Origin of the sequence: Enterobacter cloacae complex sp. I1M (genome assembly GCF_014982425.1) — a bacterium.
GTDB lineage: Bacteria > Pseudomonadota > Gammaproteobacteria > Enterobacterales > Enterobacteriaceae > Enterobacter > Enterobacter intestinihominis.
This window is the reverse complement of record NZ_JADCLG010000010.1, coordinates 131,214-147,492: the sequence shown is the minus strand read 5'-3', so window position 1 is coordinate 147,492 and position 16,279 is coordinate 131,214. Positions and strand designations below refer to the sequence as shown.

The window sequence follows — 16,279 nt, the reverse complement described above, 5'->3', positions numbered from 1 at the left end:
ATTCATGCAGCAGTCCTGCATTTCATCACATCGGTCAGCAAATTTGACGGTGCTGTAAATATGCTGGCCTGTTGTAATGATATTCGCAAACGATAAATGACGCTTCTGATTATTTAATTCACAGAAGCTTAAGCGGTCATTGAGGGGGGTTATTTATCGCAAAGCGTAACATTTGCAGCTGTCGGACCTTTGGTACCGGCAATGACAGCAAATTTAACTTTTTGGCCTTCAAAAAGAGTTTTGAATGTCTCTCCCTGTAGAGAAGAAGAGTGAACAAGGATATCTTTACTTCCATCGAGTGGGGAGATGAAGCCAAAGCCCTTATCATCGTTAAACCACTTAACAAGACCTATCATTTTTGATGACATAAAAACTCCACTTGAACACTTAAAAGTTACAAGTTCATGAAAAGAAACGCATGATGGCATACGTATGGACTCAAGAGGAGGGGATATCAGAGATAGCACCTGGTTATGAGGACTACTTTGGAAAAGTCAGATTCACATTGCATCGAACCAACCACATCATTAAGGCACGTGTAGATCTTTTAAGCAAATCTTATTTTAGCCATCTGGGAGGCCATACAGATTAGATTAGCCAATCCAAATTTTTCCTGTGTCGTCAAATTTGATTTATAGCAAGGAAATAATTTGTCTCGTAAAATGACAGGAGTTGTCAAAGGTTTTGACTTCAATAGAGGGAAGGGTTTTATTATCCCATCTAAAAAGTGCAGGTCTAACTAAGATCAGATTTGATTTCTATTTGCTCTATCAAATCCCTCCCCTGGTTTTTTACATTTCCTACTGTACGCGTTACCGCATGCCAGACGAACTTATCGGTGGGCACTGCACCATCTGAAGCTATCTCTTCAGCTTCTTTCCCGCCAACATGCTGTCGCATCCACTCGCGTGCCGCTTCTGGTGACAAAACTAATGGCCTGCGGTCATGAATGTCGACGAGGCCTTTATCAGCCGCAGACGTCACAATCAGAAATCCCTCGGCTTCATCGCCGCGCTCAAACGTTGTGCTTCCGATCGCCGCCATAAAGATTGGCTGACCGTCGGCCCGGTGGATGAAGTAGGGTTGTTTCTTGTCACCTGACTTCTTCCATTCGAACCATCCATCGGCAAAACAGATCGCCCGGCCATGTTGCCACAGAGGTTTAAACATTCTGCTGGTGGCCGCGGTTTCTACACGTGCGTTAATCAGTGGTGCTTTGTCCCACCATCCAGGTGCGTAGCCCCAGAACACCGGATCGAGGTGCAGTAGTTCGTCGCGTTCGCTCAGCAGCAGGACTTTGGTACCGGGCGCGACGTTGTACCGGCCAATGGGGGCCGGGTCATACGCGATGTCGCGATCGCCTTCGTCGGCAAGGTAGGCCAGGTATTCTTCACGGGTTTGGGCTTGTGCAAAGCGTCCACACATAGAAACCTCCAGTCGGATGTCATACTCAAAGTATAGGGCAGGGATAAGAAGACTTGATCGACATGCAAAAGCTGTATCTTGTACAAGATAACGCGAGAAAATGGGCAGAAATTCCGGGAGGCGTTTTTATCTTGCGGGCACGATCCGAGAAATGAACCGATGCTGGAGAACCGCGGGTGAGTGATTAAAGGCATTACTGGCTGAAAACAGAACCGGGCATTGCGCCCGGTTTTTCCCCGGTGGGCTGGTATTTGTTAACCTTGTTACTCTTGCGTCAGCCACATGTCCGACTCTTCAAACATTTCCTCAAGCATACGGTTCAGCTTTTCCCGGTCGCTTTTGCTGGCATCGCTATTCAGGCCATTCGCCTGCATTGGCTTAACCGTCACGCTGGCATCAGGAAAAATCCGGTGCACACGTTTTGTCAGTTCAGCCAGAATTATCTCCCTGGCTCCCTCCAGCCCCTGTACGTTTCGCTTGTCATAAACCAGTTCAACAAACATTATTTTTTCCCTATGAATATTAATTGTGCGATTCTGTCTGCACGTAAAAATACTACTGTATATGGGTACAGTCAAACGGCATTCCGGCTAAAGAAATGCCATGCCGCTCTTCACCTTGTTTATGTTGATGACAATCTATTCATTTAGCCTTTAAAACGAGCAGTCGAAGCGTTTAATCGTAAAATTTACAAAAACCATAATTTGAAGCCAGAGAGAAACTTACAAACGAAACGGTGAAGGTTTAAACAGTCGCTACGGTTCAGCTGCCTTGCGCGTGCTTTAAAACAAAACTACTGTATATAAAAACAGTGTTAGAGGTATGCGTAATGGAATTTATCAGACCTACAGAACTGCGTGAGATTATCGCGCTTCCACTTTTCAGCGATTTAGTTCAGTGCGGATTCCCAAGCCCGGCTGCTGATTATGTGGAGCAGCGCATTGATCTTAATGAACTTCTGGTTGCCCACCCCAGCTCGACGTATTTCGTTAAAGCCGCGGGTGATTCAATGATTGAAGGGGGAATAAGCGACGGCGATTTACTGGTGGTCGATAGTTCCCGAACGGCTGAGCACGGCGATATCGTCATCGCCGCGGTGGAAGGGGAATTCACCGTTAAGCGCCTGCAACTGCGGCCTAATGTTCAACTCAATCCGATGAACAGCGCTTATTCACCGATTATCGTTGGCAGTGAAGACACGCTGGACGTTTTTGGTGTGGTCACTTTTATTGTTAAATCGGCCAGCTGATATGTTTGCGCTCTGTGATGTGAATTCATTCTATGCATCATGCGAGACGGTATTCAGGCCAGATTTGAGAGGCCGACCGGTGGTTGTCCTCTCAAATAACGACGGTTGCGTGATAGCGCGCAGCGCAGAGGCCAAAGCCGCTGGCGTTACCATGGGGGCGCCATACTTTAAGCAGAAAGACCTGTTCCGGCGCGCCGGCGTGGTTTGCTTCAGCAGTAACTACGAACTTTACGCTGACATGTCCAGCCGGGTAATGACCACGCTGGAAGAAATAAGCCCTCGCGTCGAAATATATTCCATTGATGAGGCCTTTTGTGATCTCACCGGGGTTCGTAATTGCCGGGACCTGACTGATTTTGGCAAGGAGATCCGCGAAACGGTTTTGAAGCGTACGCACCTGAGGGTCGGCGTTGGCATAGCCCAGACGAAGACGCTGGCGAAGCTGGCAAATCACGCGGCGAAGAAATGGCAGCAGCAGACTGGTGGGGTGGTTGATTTATCCAATATCGACCGCCAGCGCCGGTTGTTGGCTATCGTGCCTGTAGAGGACGTATGGGGCGTGGGCAGGCGCATCAGCAAGAAGCTCAATGCGATGGGTATCAAAACGGCGCTGGATCTCTCAGAGCAGAGCACGTGGATTATCCGCAAGCACTTCAATGTAGTGCTGGAGCGAACGGTCCGGGAGCTGCGCGGCGAGCCGTGCCTCGATCTGGAAGAGTTTGCACCGACAAAGCAGGAGATCGTCTGTAGTCGGTCATTCGGTGAGCGCGTGACAGAATACGAGCAGGTGCGCCAGGCTATATGCAGCTATGCGGCCCGTGGCGCTGAGAAGTTACGTGGCGAGCACCAGTATTGCCGCTTTATCTCGGCGTTCGTAAAGACCTCTCCGTTCGCTCTGAACGAACCCTATTACGGCAACAGTGCCTCAATGACGCTTCTCACACCCACTCAGGACTCCCGCGACATTATCAACGCCGCGGTAAAGTGCCTCGACAAAATCTGGAAGGAGGGCCACCGCTACCAGAAAGCCGGCATTATGCTCGGGGACTTCTTCAGCCAGGGCGTTGCCCAGCTCAATTTGTTTGACAATAGCGCGCCGCGTGCCGGAAGTGAAAAGCTGATGGAAGTGCTGGATCGTCTGAACTCGAAAGATGGAAAGGGTACGCTTTATTTTGCCGGGCAGGGCATACAGCAGCAATGGCAGATGAAGCGTGAAATGCTTTCGCCGCGGTATACGACCCGGTATTCAGATTTACTGAGAATTCGATGAATGTTAATGGCTGTTTTGTGCCAGAAGCGGACATTGATATAAATGGCAATTGATCAAACGCCAGCCCCTTTACTTTGTCCTACAGGATCTCAACCACTTCAAACTCTTCTGCGATCAACTCCATATCTTCAGAAAAATGGCCTTCGCGGCTGAAAAATCTCTGATGCTCTTTCTGCCAGTATTTAAATGGTGTTCTTAAACGGAACGTACGCCAGTTTGCCGGATGGTTTAATAAAAACTCTCCTGGCGTGTCTGCGCGAATGTACTACTTTCAGTAAAGTGACTTTTACAGGGAGGGTCAATGAAACCATTATCGCTTTTATTATTGTCGAGCCTGACGTTAGTGGGTTGTGGCGCGAACAATACCCCTTCAAATACGCCTGTTCCGGGTGTAAAAACCTCCGTCGGGACGAGCACGCTTGAAGCCGGTGCTCAGCTTATCCAGTCCCGTCCGCCCATTGATGCAATGAGTGCCTACCTTGACGGCTTCCATTTTTATAGCGGGGATAAAAATGGCCAGATGGAAGCCCATCATTATGTAACCGTGTTGAATGAAGACGTGATGCAGGCGGTGATCTACGACGGTAACACCAAAGATGCCCGTTTAATGGGCGTTGAGTACATCATTAGTGAGCGTTTGTTTAACACACTGCCGCCGGAAGAAAAAAAATTGTGGCACAGCCATCAATATGAAGTGAAATCCGGCAGCCTGATTGCTCCAGGTTTACCTGCAGTGGCTGACAAAGCATTGATGAGCAAAATTGTGAATACCTACGGCAAGACCTGGCATACCTGGCACACCGACCGCGATAAAAAGCTGCCGCTCGGCATTCCGGCACTGATGATGGGCTTTACCGGGGAAGGGCAGTTAGACCCTAAACTTCTGGCGGACAGAGATCGACGCTTTGACGTGAGCACGCAAGCCATCAAAGAAGAACGTAAGGATATTGTGGCGCACCCAGTTGCTAAGGGAGCGGATGCCTGGCAACGTGGTGAAGAGATCCAGCTTAAGCGGGTTAAAGGTTCAGGTGAGCATGGCCAGGGAGACACAAGCCATTTTTGATATCAAAAGCCTTCAGGAATACCCCGGCAACGCCGGGGATAGGGCCAGTCCTATTATTTTCTCGTCCTCAGGCATCAGAAACGCCATGTGGCTGAAAGATTACCTGCAATCGAGTCATAGCCAGAACGAAACATTTCGCTTTCAACCCCGATGCCCAATTCGACATCAGCGTTGATTTTATAGCTCATACCTGCCTTAACACCCAGAGTGTCACGACCAGTCACCTGATTCCTGGAACTAAACCCTGTGCTTCGATAGTTGGCGAAAGAGGCTTGTTGCACTACGTTGCCATCAAGCAGTTCATGATCCCAGGTGAGCTGCAGCTCAGCTGCGAACGATGCCCCTGAAGCGAGGGGTACATTCCAGTTACCATTCACCCCGATACTTGATCTCAGAGAATCGAAGGTCTGCGAACCCAGCATCAGTCGGCTGCCGTCATTGCCGCTTTCCTTCACGCCGGGACGATGTAATGTGGTGTAATTCAATGACGTTACCGGTCCGGCGTTCACATTATTATTCAGCGCCCATCGATAGCCTCCGCCGGCCGTAACAGAACCTGACAATCCGGTCCAGGTGGCATGGTGGCTTGCTCCGTAAGTTTCTACATTAATGTTTCTGTCCAGCCAGCTGTCTTCAATACCCAATCGGCCAGTGCCGAATAAATACATTCCTTCGGACCTTTCAGCGCCGTAACGAGCATGAACACCCAGATCGAAAGCAGTGGTTTTCCCGGTTGCGGTTTCTGGTGATTTCACCGTCACCGACTGACCGCTGACCGCACCATGAAAGCCATACATCCAGTTGTGATTCTCATCGTTTTGTTTTTCAGCACCGAATACAATGCCATAACTGCTGGCGTCGTACCCTACACTGTCACCCTGACGCTGTTGCCAGAAGCCGCCGCCAAAGGGTATGGCAAAGCTGCGCCATTCGCCTTCCGTCAGTTGCTTCGGCATAACCACAGGATTTGGCCCGCCAACGATCCGCGCTATCTGCTGTTCACGCTGCAGGGAACTTGCGAACATGGCGCTGTAGGCGCCCGCAGAAAGTTGCGGCAAGGCATTGCTGATACTCCCGCCATCAGTGGCTGAGAAATCCAGAGTACGGTACAGCGGTTGTATATCCGACTTAGCTTCCGCCACAATTTTATCCAGCGCTTGCCCTACCTGACGCGCATTAGCGTCCTGCGCATACCGGCTGTATGCGTTTGAAGCGCGCAGCATTGAGAGCTGCCAGCCATTCTTTCCCTGTGGCGTTGTTTGCAGCGTTAGCGTGGGTGAACGGAGCACGCTGTTCACCGCACTGAAATTGCCGTCGGAAGCGTCCGTTTTTAGCAAATCTTGCGTATTCAGACGCCAGTTTGTTGCGTACCAGTCCGGCTGCGGCGCAAACGTCAGTTGACCGTCAAATTGTGCGTGACCGTCCACTCGCAGAGTATCATGCCTGCCGCGCCCGTCGACTTCCAACAACAACTGCCCGGTATTCCCCTGTTGATAAGCACCGGATATATTGATTTGCCCAAGTGAATTACCCGGCGCAAGGATCCCGTTATTTACAAAGCGGCCTTCCTCATTAAGCGTATAGCTGGCGTTGCCGGACAGGCTGGCACCTGGCGCGATAGTCATGCTGTAAATCTGAAAATCGCCGTTAAGCGAGGTTTTCCCTCCGTGCGCGTCCAGTGCCAGATTATTGATACCTTCAATGTTTCCGCGGTACGTAAAGCTGAAATCAGCATCGGCAGCTTCCGTCGCTTGCCCGTACGCATTGGCCTTCCGACCGAAGGTAAGCAGCGTTAACCGCTGTTGGCCATAGTCATCCCGCTGGGCGTAGTCCGAATAAATATCACCCTCCAGCCGGGCACCCATTAATATATTTATATTACCGACCAGCGCGTTCGGTGATATATATATCGCCGCGCCTTTACCGGCAACCCGTCCGCTGATGTCGGCATTGTCTACCAGCGCTCCCTGCAACTCGGGTAATAACGCATCGTAATAGCCGTCCACGATATGAAGCCAGGATCCGCGATAGTCCACCTCGTTACCCAGGAGGTTATTGCCAAAATCAAAACTGATACCGACGCCACTGGCTCCCAGTGCCTGAACGTCGCCACGTTGAATAAGGCTGTGCTGTTTACCGTAGGCAAACATCACCCCACGGCCATTAACGCCATCGGCGTATATCCGTACACCGGGATCGATGCTCAGGGTGTTATTTTGCCCATCTATACGGATGCCCGCGCCGCCAGCCCCTGACGTCAACAGGTCCGCTTGTTGAAAGATATGGTTATTACTGCCATACACATGCAGGCCAACTCCCAGATTAGCGGTATTGTATTGACCAGCCAGATAGCCATCCGCCTGCTGATTACGCTGAAAATAGCCATTGCGGTTAACGAGCGTTTGCCCGTTGCCATATAGCGAAAAACCGAAAAAGTTACGCCGGTCAATCTGATATCCCATATCCTGCAGCAACGCCAGTTCCGCTTCCATAAACGTGGTGTAATTGCGGTAGTTCTGATGGCTCATCATGCTGTTTTTCAGCTCGATATGGCTCATGTAGTTATCATCGACCGAGCCGTCGTCTGCTAACATTTTCACCGGCACGCCAGGCATGGCGCCTGCAAGGACTTCATCCACATGCCTGCCGGTGAAATAGCCTTTATCAAGCCGTACATCAAAGCCTTGTGGATCCCATCTGTTATTGCATCCATTACACAATATTACTTGCCCTGGCCGGGCAGGATTGCCACGGTCATCGCGCAGATGGCTGGTCCAGGAGCCAAAAGGCACGGTATCAAAAGCAGGCGTGAATGTGTCACTTCCTTGCAGATCGGTAACCATATTGGATATTCCCAGTCCATGTGCCAGCTCATGAACAGCGACGCTGACCAGATCGGCCTTTCCAGTGCGCGGCAATTGCGCGGGCACATAGGGAACGTTATCAAAATCCAGTTTGCCCATGATGAACTGGGCGTGGGAACCAAAGGTCAGCTCTCCGGTATCAATGCCGTTCAATGCGCCTTGCAACTGCGTCAGACTTATAATGCCGTCGGTAACTGAATCGCTGGAACCTGCGGCATTCTCGTCGTTAAACGTCCCCACATTGATAATGGCAGGCAGTTGCCCCGGGCTGGGGGTAATAACCTCAGCCCAGTAACGCATAGCATCGAGTATTTTTTCTTTTTGTTGCTGGCCAAGATCCCAGGTTGACTCAGACGCATTCGGCCAGTCCGGCATAAAGGGGCCGTCGCCAACATTAAAGAAACGCACTTCAAATACCGCAATATTATGTGGGTTATAGACCAGATAGCTTTCTCCTGCATACGGATTATTACTGACAAATAAACCCGTTAATGCAGCCGTCATAAAAACCCTTTTCATATTAACCATCCTTGTGTGAAAAAATAATGTTTACGTCCGTCAATATAAATTCACATCTGAGCTCAATGAATCATAAACAAATATAATAATTATCGATGTGGTTTGATAATTTAGAATAACGAGTGACCTTGCCCTGTGATAGCCTCGTTTTTCAGGATTTTATAAACGGTGGAGCGGGCGATCCCGGATTGAGCAACCGGGTCCCGGTGAACAGGAATGTACCGACATATGCAGGGGAAATAACGGATAGGGTATGGTGTCGTGGCATAATCGACATAAGCGTGAAGCTTTACTGTACTTCACGACACCAAAAACTATCAGATCGCTTATCAATCAAAGCCAGCGAGAGCGTTTGAGCCGAAGCCACAGTAATACACAGGCTCCCAGCGTGACAGCGACCGTAGCCGGATAGCCAAAGAGCGTCTTCAGTTCCGGCATATGTTCGAAGTTCATACCATACATGCTAAAGACTACCGTCGGGATCACGAGGATGGCCCCCCAACCGGCCAGTTTCTTCACGACTTCGTTTTGCTGCACTGAAACCAGTGCCAGGTTAACGTGCATCGCGCTGCTTAGCAGCTCACGCATGTCATTTACATCCGTTACTACATGGCTTGCGTGATCCTGAATATCTCTGAAATACGCCCTGAGGGGTTTTGGAATAAGTTCTTCATGAATGCGGATAAGCTCTGTACAGATTTCTTCTACTGGCTGAGCGGCGTTGCGAAGCCCGAGTAGATTACGGCGGAGGGAATACACGTCCTGAATAGCTTCACGGTCAAATTCACTGTGAAAAAGTGTCGCTTCTATATCACCAATTTTGGTGTTGAGGCGCGCAGTCAGCTCTGCATAACTGTCAACAATAAAATCCAGAATACAGTAAAGAGGATAAGCCGGACCGTACGAAAGCATGTCCGGGGCCTCAGCAGCACGGGCGCGTATAGGTGCATAGCTCACTGAAGCACCATGGCGCACCGTAATAAGGAAGTTTTGGCCCACAAACAAATGCGTTTCGCCAAACTCAATATTGTCGTCCTGGCCACTGACGGTTTTTACAACGATAAATGCCGAGCTGCCATAACGCTCTATTTTAGGCCGCTGATGTGCATTAAGCGCATCCTCAACGGCCAGATCGTGCAGACCGAACTCCTCCTGGACTTTGTACATAAACGCAGGTTCAGGCTGCCAAAGCCCCAGCCAGATAAACGCATCGGTATCCTGGATGACTTCACTGATATCCTCAATATCTACGGTTTCGGCGGGGTGGCCTGAACGGTAGACCATACAGTTAACAATCATTTCCTGACTATCCCTTAAGCATGTGTCTAAGAAGCTTAACCATTTCCGTTAAATTTCCAAATTTTTATGCCGGCAGGTTTTAATATGTTGAATACTCAGAAAGGTCATGTTCACGCGTCGTTCAATCCGGGCACTGACTCTCCAGCCATTGACCGACGACGGGCCATAATTTCTCCGCACATCGCGTACGAAAAAATCCCATATGCCCAATGGACGAAAGACCAAACTCTGCGTGCCGTATCTCGCAGCGTTCTATTTTTGCTTGTTGCACCGGCTCCATCAGCCGCGCAATAGCTTCACGGTTAGCCCAGGGATCGTCATCAAATCCCATTACCAGCACGGGTAGGGTGATCTCACTTGCCCGTTGGCGTGCATTCCAGTGTGGATCATCGTAGAAATATCCAGGCATTGCGCTCCAGCGCCCCCATTGAAGCATGACTGGTGCCGGTAAATCTTCACCCAGCCCCAGGCGCCTGGCAGGCATGTAACCGAAGATACGGCACAGAATCGGAGCCAGAACACGTAATACGCACCAGACACGCACCTTTTCTGTAGTGCGTTTGATGGTGCTCGTCACCCCGGCATGTGAGGCTACAATGACCGCAGCTTGCAGGGCGTGGGTGGCTGTTGAAAGCAGAACGGCATGCCCGCCCACACTGTGTCCTACCGCCAACAGGCTAAGCCCTGGAAAATGTGCTTTAGCCCAGGCGGTTATACATCCGACGTCCTGGTCGATCCAGTCAGACATAGAAACGCGGTAAGTACGGACCAGCCCGGATTTAGAGAGGCCGGTGCCGCGATAATCGTATGTGAGGACGTTGAATCCTCTGTTAAAAAGATATTCTGCGAATCCCTTATAAAACCCCTGTACAACCGCCGTTGCCGGATGAAGGAGCACTATCGCTTTGGCATCGCTTCTTTCCCAAATTGTGGCTGCCAGAAATCCACCTTCATTGACGGGTATTATGACTGAACGCATTCATAGAGCCTTATTTATGTGGTCATACCAGTTATGCCTGAATTAAATCTAGCCTTTACTACCCCATCTGGCGATTTTTTTTACACCTCAGCGTTTGTCCCTCGCTCAAAGCAGACAATAAACCTCGCCCGAGCGTTTTTAGCGAAACACACTGCCTTATGGGCTCAACGTGAGGAAGGGTACTCGCCGGATAAACGCCCCTTTAAAAAATCCTCTTCTATACTCAGTTACGTTTAGGGAAATATGCCGCCGTTTTTCACGTCGCGTTGTTTTAATAGCCATTGCACGCGCGAACAGCAGGGACATATATCCACGAAAACGCCTTAATGTTGGTCCATTTTGCATTTTTTAGAGGGGGATTCCTGGTATGTTGCATTCTCAATCTTCGCGCGTCGGCACTATTTTGCTGCTGTTGGCCGCGGTTATAGGCTTCGCGGTGGCGCTATACGCCTGGTGGACGCCGCTTACCGGCGTCACAGGCACCATTGGCGCACTGGGCGTGGCCATTGCCAGCGCGGTGCTGGCGATACTGATCTTTGTGTTACGTGCGGCATCGGGGCGCGGGGCGCGTGTTTTCCTGATTATTGTCACCCTGGTGGTGTTGGCGGGTATTGGTTTTGCCGCCGCGCTGCTGCACCAGTACATCATAACGGCAGCCATGGTGGTCGGCCTGATTGGTCTGATTATGCTGAGCAGCCATTCCGCCCGTTACAACCATTCCGTCAGAACCTGAGGAGCCGCCCGTGCATAACGATAAGCATTATCCCTTCATAAAAGTCAGCATGACGGCGCTGGCGCTGCTGGTCACCCCGTTCGCGCTGCAGGCGCAGGATAAAGCCGCTGAGGCCTCTCAGGGGACCCAGGAATCACTGAATATTGATGCGGCCGATCAGCAGGCGCCTGGAACCACAAAAACCACAGACGATGCCTCAACCGGTAGCGGTGACGGAAAGAAAGTCGCCTCGGCCAGCCAGCCAGCGACGCCGCTGGTGCCCGGCACGCCAACCTGGGACAGCTTCCACGGCCAGCTTAACGCGCAGAAATACAGCCCGCTTACCCAGATCACGGCGGATAACGTCAGTAAATTAACGAAAGTCTGGGAGTTCCATACCGGCGACGTCTCGGATGGTAAAGGTGATACGCCAGCGACCGTGTGGTCCGCAACGCCCATTTTCGCTAACGACACGCTCTACATCGGCACCCCTTTCGATCGCCTGATTGCGCTGGATCCGGGCACGGGTAAAGAGAAGTGGCACTATGACACCAAATCGTCGCGCAAGGCACTGACCCAGCCGGTGCTGAAAAACCGCGGCGTTTCCTACTGGCAGACCAAAAATCCGGTGAAGGGAGAGGCGTGCCAGAAGATGGTCTATATGGGCACCGTTGACGGCAAGCTCTTTGCGCTGGACGCCGATTCAGGCAAACCGTGCAGCGGCTTTGCGGACAACGGGGTGCTGGATCTGAACCAGTGGAACACCGTTAACGCCAAGTATCCGCTCTCTGTCCTGCAACCGCCAACCGTCGTCGGCAACCATCTGCTGGTGGGTTGGGCCGGGAAAGACTGGGCCTATGCCGAAGCGCCTCCGGGTACCGTATTTTCTGTCAACGCCCAGACCGGCAAGCTTGAATGGACCTTTGAGGCGATACCGGCAGAGATCCGCAAGCGTACCGGTACCGCCAACGTCTGGACGCACATGTCCGCCGATGAGGCCAATGGGCTGGTCTATCTCCCGGTCTCATCGCCGTCTCCCAACTATTGGGGCGGCAACCGCGTCGACGCAATTCCGCTTGGCACCTCCACCACCGCGCTGGACATCAACACCGGTAAAGTGGTCTGGTCCCGTCAGTGGGTACACCACGACGTCTGGGATTACGACATCAACTCTGCCCCGACGCTGATGGATATCACCGTAGACGGCAAGCAGATCCCGGCGCTGGTTCAGGCCACCAAGCAGGGCTTCCTGTTTGTGGTTAACCGCCTGACCGGGGAGGACGTATGGCCAATCGAAGAGCGTCCGGTTCCGCAGGGTGATGGTTCGGTCCAGGGCGAAGTTCTCTCGCCTACACAGCCGTTCCCGACCAAACCTGCGCCGCTGCTCGACCAGTCGAAAAAGCCGGAAATCTGGAAGCTGGCGGATATCGTCGGTGGCGGCCAGTGCTCTCGCCTGTGGGATAACCTGACCTATGAGGGAATGTATACTCCGCCTACCACCAAAGGCGAAGGCACGCTCACCTATCCCGATAGCGCCGGCGGCGTGCAGTGGGGCGGGGTGGCGTTCGATCCGCAAAAACAGATCGCCATCGTCAACACCTCGCATATCGTTCAGTACGTGAAGCTCTACAGCCGTGAGGATTACGATAACGCGGACAAAGACTCCGGCAACGAAAGCGGCTTTGCCCCACAGGAAGGCGCCCCGTACGGTATGCGTCTGCTGGTGGCGAGCAACTGGCTGGGCATGCCGTGCTGGCAACCGCCGTTTGGTGAAATCGTGGCGATAGACATGCACACGGGCGATGTGAAATGGCGTCGTCCGGTTGGCGCCTCACAGCAGTATGGCTTCTTCATGCCGGAAAGCTGGGGTTCGCCTACCATTGGTGGCCCGGCCGTGACGGCGGGTGGCGTGATCTTCATCGGTGCTTCAATGGATGCCAAAGTGCGTGCCTACTCGGTAGAGAGCGGTGAGGAGCTGTGGTCCGATCAGGCAGAAGCTCCAGCGGTAGCGAACCCGTCCGTGTATGAATATAAGGGGCGGCAGTATGTGGCCTTCGTGGCTGGCGGGAACACGATCCTGAAGGATCAGGTAGGCGATCAGGTGGTTGTCTACGCGTTGCCGGAATAATTCATCAGGAAGGTGAAATAAGCGTGGGGCCTGCGGGCCCCACTTTATTTTGCAGTAGTCGTTTCACCGACGCACTTATTTATCGGCTGATGCGCCAGCACGCGTTGACATCTGCTCGGCGGACTTCAGATGCTGCTCAACGACTGGCGTGTGCTCGTTGGCCAGAGCCTTCACATCCGGATCGTCGATTTTACTGGCGTCGCTCTTAAGCTTCGACAGCACCTTCTCGTGGTCCTTCACGCCAGCATATTCCATATACATTTTGTCAAAAGCGTCACCGCGCTGGTTTTCAAGCCTTGAGTTCAGGGCTTTATGGGCGGCGTCTGGCTCGGTCGGCAGCTCTACGCCCTTTTTCTGGGCAACGGCCTGCACTTTGGTCAGGGCGGCGCCGTGGTCGTCGACCATTTTCTGGGCGAATGTTTTCACTTCACTGGTCTGGGCCTTGTCCAGGGCGAGCCTGGCGGCGGCGACTTCGTTGATATTGGCCTGCGCCATGTCCTTTAACGCTTTCTCGTCGCCGGAGCTGAGTCTGGCGTCCGGTTGAGCCTGGCCCGCAGCGTTAGTTTGCGCGGCGCTTGTCGTCTGGGCTTGTACGCCAACGGTGCTGAACATTGCTGCAACTGCTGATACGGCTAGCAGCCTTTTCAGGGTTTTACTCGTGTGCATATTGTTCTCCTGATGGTCATGGTACAGGTAAGTTTCGGTTACCTTACGCGCAACCGGGCAGATAAATGCTAACTGCACAGGTCAGTATAGTAGATGAACCTGCTGTAATCGCAGGTTGCGTCAGAGAGGGCAGGTAATAATGCTCAACAGGCGACGCTTATCGCTCAGTCTCTCTACGACATTGGCACGGATCATTCCCATATTTGATGCTAATGTTAAATAGATAGATTTATTAACAGGAGGAATGATATGAAAAAAGCACTATTAGGGAGTGTATTGGCTTTAACAGTTGCAAGCTTTGGCGCATCTGCGGCAGATATGATTTCCAAAGATGAAGCGCACCACTTCAAACTTGAATACCTGGGCAATGTATCTGTAGGGGCTTCAGGTGGACAAATTTCTTCACCTTCAGATCTTCATCAAAAACTCTCGAAACTGGCAGATGAGAAGGGCGGGAAATACTATGTCATCATCGCTGCTCGAGAGCATGGCCCTAACTTCCAGGCCGTAGCAGAAGTCTTCAAATAATCTTTCCGAATAACGCAGAAACCCGCTCATGGCGGGTTTTTTGCTTATAGGGAGCAAAAAAAATGCCCCTGGTGCGGGGCGAGTTTGAGTCAAATCTTTTCTTATGTTTATGTGCTCTAAGGCGTTGGCACAATAACAGCTTATTCAAATAATGCAATCTAAATGCATATTTAAATGCAATGGCCTCATCTGCCCCTCATCTCAAGGTGAAGGCAGCATACGTAACGCAGATAGTCTACGCTTTACATAGGGTTATGGTTAAAACCAGTTAGATACTGGAAACAGTAAACGGCCGCAAGAGGTAAATATGAAAGTTGACGCAATGACGCAAAAGGCAGAGGAAGAAATTTCAGCGCTTATAGCCAAAAAAATTGCAGAATTACGAAAAAAAACAGGGCAGGAAGTATCTGAAATTGAGTTTATCGCTCGTGAGGCCATGACAGGCCTGGAGGGGTATGAAGTAAAAATCAAACTCCTGTAAGCGTTTCTTCCTGAAATGGTCGCTCAATTGTTGCCGCAAAAGAGAACCGGGCGTGGTGCCCGGTTGTTTTATGGATAATCAACGTCTTTATGAGCGAATAAACGTCAGGATATCGGCATTTATGGTATCTGCATGCGTGGTATGCATCCCATGCGGGAAGCCTGGATAGATTTTTAGCTCGCTGTTTGCGAGCAGCTTATCCTGAAGAAGGGAGGCATTTTTATACGGGACGACCTGATCGTCATCACCCTGCAACACCAGGACGGGAACCGTGATGGCTTTGAGATCGTCCGTCTGGTCGGTTTCTGAAAATGCCTTAATGCCATCATAGTGGGCTTTGGCGCTACCGATCATACCCTGACGCCACCAGTTCTGGATTGTTCCCTGCGAAACCTCTGCTCCGTCTCGGTTAAATCCATAGAAAGGACCGCTGGCGACGTCGAGGTAAAACTGGGCGCGGTTAGCGGCCAGCGCCTGGCGGAAGCCGTCGAACACCTCAATGGGCGTACCGCCGGGGTTCGTGTCTGATTTTACCATCAGCGGAGGAACGGCGCTGACCAGTACCGCTTTGGCCACCCGCCCCTGAGGCTGGCCGTACTTCGCAACGTATCTGGCGACCTGGCCTCCGCCGGTGGAGTGGCCGACGTGCACGGCATTACGCAAATCAAGGCTTTCGACCACGGCTGATGCGTCGGAGGCATAATGATCCATATCATGACCTTCACTTACCTGATCGGAACGACCATGACCACGACGGTCGAGGGCGATGACGCGGAAACCTTCTGCAAGGAAAAAGAGCATCTGGTTATCCCAGTCATCGGCGCTCAGCGGCCAGCCGTGATGGAAAACGATCGGCTGCGCATCCTTCGGACCCCAGTCTTTGTAATAAATACTGACACCATCTTTCGTTGTTACGAATGCCATATTTCAGACTCCTCTGCTAATGGCAACATGTGTGAAGGCTAAGTAAATAGCCCAGCATTTAGGGACGTAATAAAACTGACTTATATTAATCTTATTACTGATATATCCGCTTAAAGTGTAGAAGGGTTCCTGAAAACAGTTATAGATTAATTTTGTATGGTCATTATTTATT

General features: G+C 51.4%; 15 protein-coding genes and 1 pseudogene. 7 read left to right on the top strand and 9 right to left on the bottom strand.

Annotated features, from left to right (window positions below; all coding sequences use genetic code 11):
* Window positions 1–149: 149 nt before the first annotated feature.
* The 3 genes from INF86_RS05810 to INF86_RS05800 form a co-directional block, all read right to left on the bottom strand.
* On the bottom strand, window positions 150–368 hold the full coding sequence (locus INF86_RS05810; protein WP_022647994.1) for a cold shock domain-containing protein: 219 nt from the start codon (window positions 366–368) through the stop codon (window positions 150–152).
* Between the two features lie 367 nt (window positions 369–735).
* Entirely contained in the window at window positions 736–1,425 is a 690-nt protein-coding gene (locus tag INF86_RS05805; protein ID WP_193543316.1) for an SOS response-associated peptidase, read from the bottom strand.
* Window positions 1,426–1,688: 263 nt separating this feature from the next.
* Window positions 1,689–1,928 carry a DinI family protein gene (locus tag INF86_RS05800; RefSeq protein WP_006808847.1) on the bottom strand — a complete coding sequence of 80 codons (240 nt, stop codon included), beginning with the start codon at window positions 1,926–1,928 and terminating at the stop codon, window positions 1,689–1,691.
* Window positions 1,929–2,254: 326 nt separating this feature from the next.
* Here INF86_RS05800 and INF86_RS05795 point away from each other — a divergent pair, with 326 nt between their 5' ends.
* Both INF86_RS05795 and INF86_RS05790 read left to right on the top strand, forming a co-directional pair.
* Window positions 2,255–2,674, top strand: coding sequence for a translesion error-prone DNA polymerase V autoproteolytic subunit (locus INF86_RS05795; protein WP_022647996.1), 420 nt, complete (start codon window positions 2,255–2,257; stop codon window positions 2,672–2,674).
* Window position 2,675: 1 nt separating this feature from the next.
* On the top strand, window positions 2,676–3,944 hold the full coding sequence (locus INF86_RS05790; RefSeq protein ID WP_193543315.1) for a Y-family DNA polymerase: 1,269 nt from the start codon (window positions 2,676–2,678) through the stop codon (window positions 3,942–3,944).
* 79 nt (window positions 3,945–4,023) lie between these two features.
* On the opposite strand, the pseudogene INF86_RS05785 reads toward INF86_RS05790, so the two are convergent.
* Window positions 4,024–4,128, bottom strand: a pseudogene (locus tag INF86_RS05785) (ASCH domain-containing protein); the annotation flags it as partial.
* A 117-nt stretch (window positions 4,129–4,245) separates the two neighbouring features.
* Between INF86_RS05785 and INF86_RS05780 the strand changes: the two are divergent.
* Window positions 4,246–5,007, top strand: coding sequence for an OBAP family protein (locus INF86_RS05780; RefSeq protein WP_023300017.1), 762 nt, complete (start codon window positions 4,246–4,248; stop codon window positions 5,005–5,007).
* A 74-nt stretch (window positions 5,008–5,081) separates the two neighbouring features.
* Here INF86_RS05780 and INF86_RS05775 read toward each other — a convergent pair whose 3' ends face one another.
* The 3 genes from INF86_RS05775 to INF86_RS05765 all read right to left on the bottom strand — a co-directional run bounded on the left by INF86_RS05775 (window position 5,082) and on the right by INF86_RS05765 (window position 10,668).
* Window positions 5,082–8,390, bottom strand: a complete 3,309-nt coding sequence (locus INF86_RS05775) for an autotransporter domain-containing protein (protein ID WP_193543314.1) — start codon at window positions 8,388–8,390, stop codon at window positions 5,082–5,084.
* A gap of 333 nt (window positions 8,391–8,723) precedes the next feature.
* Window positions 8,724–9,689, bottom strand: a complete 966-nt coding sequence (locus INF86_RS05770; protein ID WP_046620013.1) for a magnesium and cobalt transport protein CorA — start codon at window positions 9,687–9,689, stop codon at window positions 8,724–8,726.
* Window positions 9,690–9,810: 121 nt separating this feature from the next.
* Window positions 9,811–10,668 (bottom strand): alpha/beta fold hydrolase, encoded by an 858-nt coding sequence (locus INF86_RS05765; RefSeq protein WP_038415997.1) that lies wholly within the window; start codon window positions 10,666–10,668, stop codon window positions 9,811–9,813.
* Between the two features lie 367 nt (window positions 10,669–11,035).
* Here INF86_RS05765 and INF86_RS05760 point away from each other — a divergent pair, with 367 nt between their 5' ends.
* Window positions 11,036–11,401, top strand: a complete 366-nt coding sequence (locus tag INF86_RS05760) for a hypothetical protein (protein WP_023300020.1) — start codon at window positions 11,036–11,038, stop codon at window positions 11,399–11,401.
* A gap of 10 nt (window positions 11,402–11,411) precedes the next feature.
* Entirely contained in the window at window positions 11,412–13,508 is a 2,097-nt protein-coding gene (locus INF86_RS05755; protein ID WP_161177280.1) for a pyrroloquinoline quinone-dependent dehydrogenase, read from the top strand.
* A 75-nt stretch (window positions 13,509–13,583) separates the two neighbouring features.
* On the opposite strand, the gene INF86_RS05750 is transcribed toward INF86_RS05755, so the two are convergent.
* Window positions 13,584–14,174 (bottom strand): DUF4142 domain-containing protein, encoded by a 591-nt coding sequence (locus INF86_RS05750; protein WP_022648005.1) that lies wholly within the window; start codon window positions 14,172–14,174, stop codon window positions 13,584–13,586.
* A 249-nt stretch (window positions 14,175–14,423) separates the two neighbouring features.
* On the opposite strand from INF86_RS05750, the gene INF86_RS05745 reads away from it, so the two are divergent.
* Both INF86_RS05745 and INF86_RS05740 read left to right on the top strand, forming a co-directional pair.
* Window positions 14,424–14,702 carry a DUF1471 domain-containing protein gene (locus INF86_RS05745; RefSeq protein ID WP_003857380.1) on the top strand — a complete coding sequence of 93 codons (279 nt, stop codon included), beginning with the start codon at window positions 14,424–14,426 and terminating at the stop codon, window positions 14,700–14,702.
* Between the two features lie 307 nt (window positions 14,703–15,009).
* A complete protein-coding gene (locus INF86_RS05740) occupies window positions 15,010–15,183 on the top strand; it encodes a GnsA/GnsB family addiction module toxin (RefSeq protein WP_022648006.1) in 174 nt (57 codons plus the stop codon).
* Window positions 15,184–15,270: 87 nt separating this feature from the next.
* On the opposite strand, the gene INF86_RS05735 is transcribed toward INF86_RS05740, so the two are convergent.
* Complete coding sequence (locus INF86_RS05735) at window positions 15,271–16,107, bottom strand: alpha/beta fold hydrolase (RefSeq protein WP_022648007.1); 837 nt, start codon at window positions 16,105–16,107, stop codon at window positions 15,271–15,273.
* Window positions 16,108–16,279 lie beyond the last annotated feature (172 nt).

Bases quoted from the DNA above. Each gene is read 5' to 3' on its own strand.
- INF86_RS05805 (WP_193543316.1), bottom strand. From the start codon at position 1,425: ATGTGTGGACGCTTTGCACAAGCCCAAACCCGTGAAGAATACCTGGCC.
- INF86_RS05765 (WP_038415997.1), bottom strand. From the start codon at position 10,668: ATGCGTTCAGTCATAATACCCGTCAATGAAGGTGGATTTCTGGCAGCC.
- INF86_RS05735 (WP_022648007.1), bottom strand. From the start codon at position 16,107: ATGGCATTCGTAACAACGAAAGATGGTGTCAGTATTTATTACAAAGAC.
- INF86_RS05780 (WP_023300017.1), top strand. From the start codon at position 4,246: ATGAAACCATTATCGCTTTTATTATTGTCGAGCCTGACGTTAGTGGGT.
- INF86_RS05810 (WP_022647994.1), bottom strand. From the start codon at position 368: ATGTCATCAAAAATGATAGGTCTTGTTAAGTGGTTTAACGATGATAAG.
- INF86_RS05775 (WP_193543314.1), bottom strand. From the start codon at position 8,390: ATGAAAAGGGTTTTTATGACGGCTGCATTAACGGGTTTATTTGTCAGT.
- INF86_RS05760 (WP_023300020.1), top strand. From the start codon at position 11,036: ATGTTGCATTCTCAATCTTCGCGCGTCGGCACTATTTTGCTGCTGTTG.
- INF86_RS05790 (WP_193543315.1), top strand. From the start codon at position 2,676: ATGTTTGCGCTCTGTGATGTGAATTCATTCTATGCATCATGCGAGACG.
- INF86_RS05795 (WP_022647996.1), top strand. From the start codon at position 2,255: ATGGAATTTATCAGACCTACAGAACTGCGTGAGATTATCGCGCTTCCA.
- INF86_RS05740 (WP_022648006.1), top strand. From the start codon at position 15,010: ATGAAAGTTGACGCAATGACGCAAAAGGCAGAGGAAGAAATTTCAGCG.
- INF86_RS05745 (WP_003857380.1), top strand. From the start codon at position 14,424: ATGAAAAAAGCACTATTAGGGAGTGTATTGGCTTTAACAGTTGCAAGC.
- INF86_RS05800 (WP_006808847.1), bottom strand. From the start codon at position 1,928: ATGTTTGTTGAACTGGTTTATGACAAGCGAAACGTACAGGGGCTGGAG.
- INF86_RS05750 (WP_022648005.1), bottom strand. From the start codon at position 14,174: ATGCACACGAGTAAAACCCTGAAAAGGCTGCTAGCCGTATCAGCAGTT.
- INF86_RS05770 (WP_046620013.1), bottom strand. From the start codon at position 9,689: ATGATTGTTAACTGTATGGTCTACCGTTCAGGCCACCCCGCCGAAACC.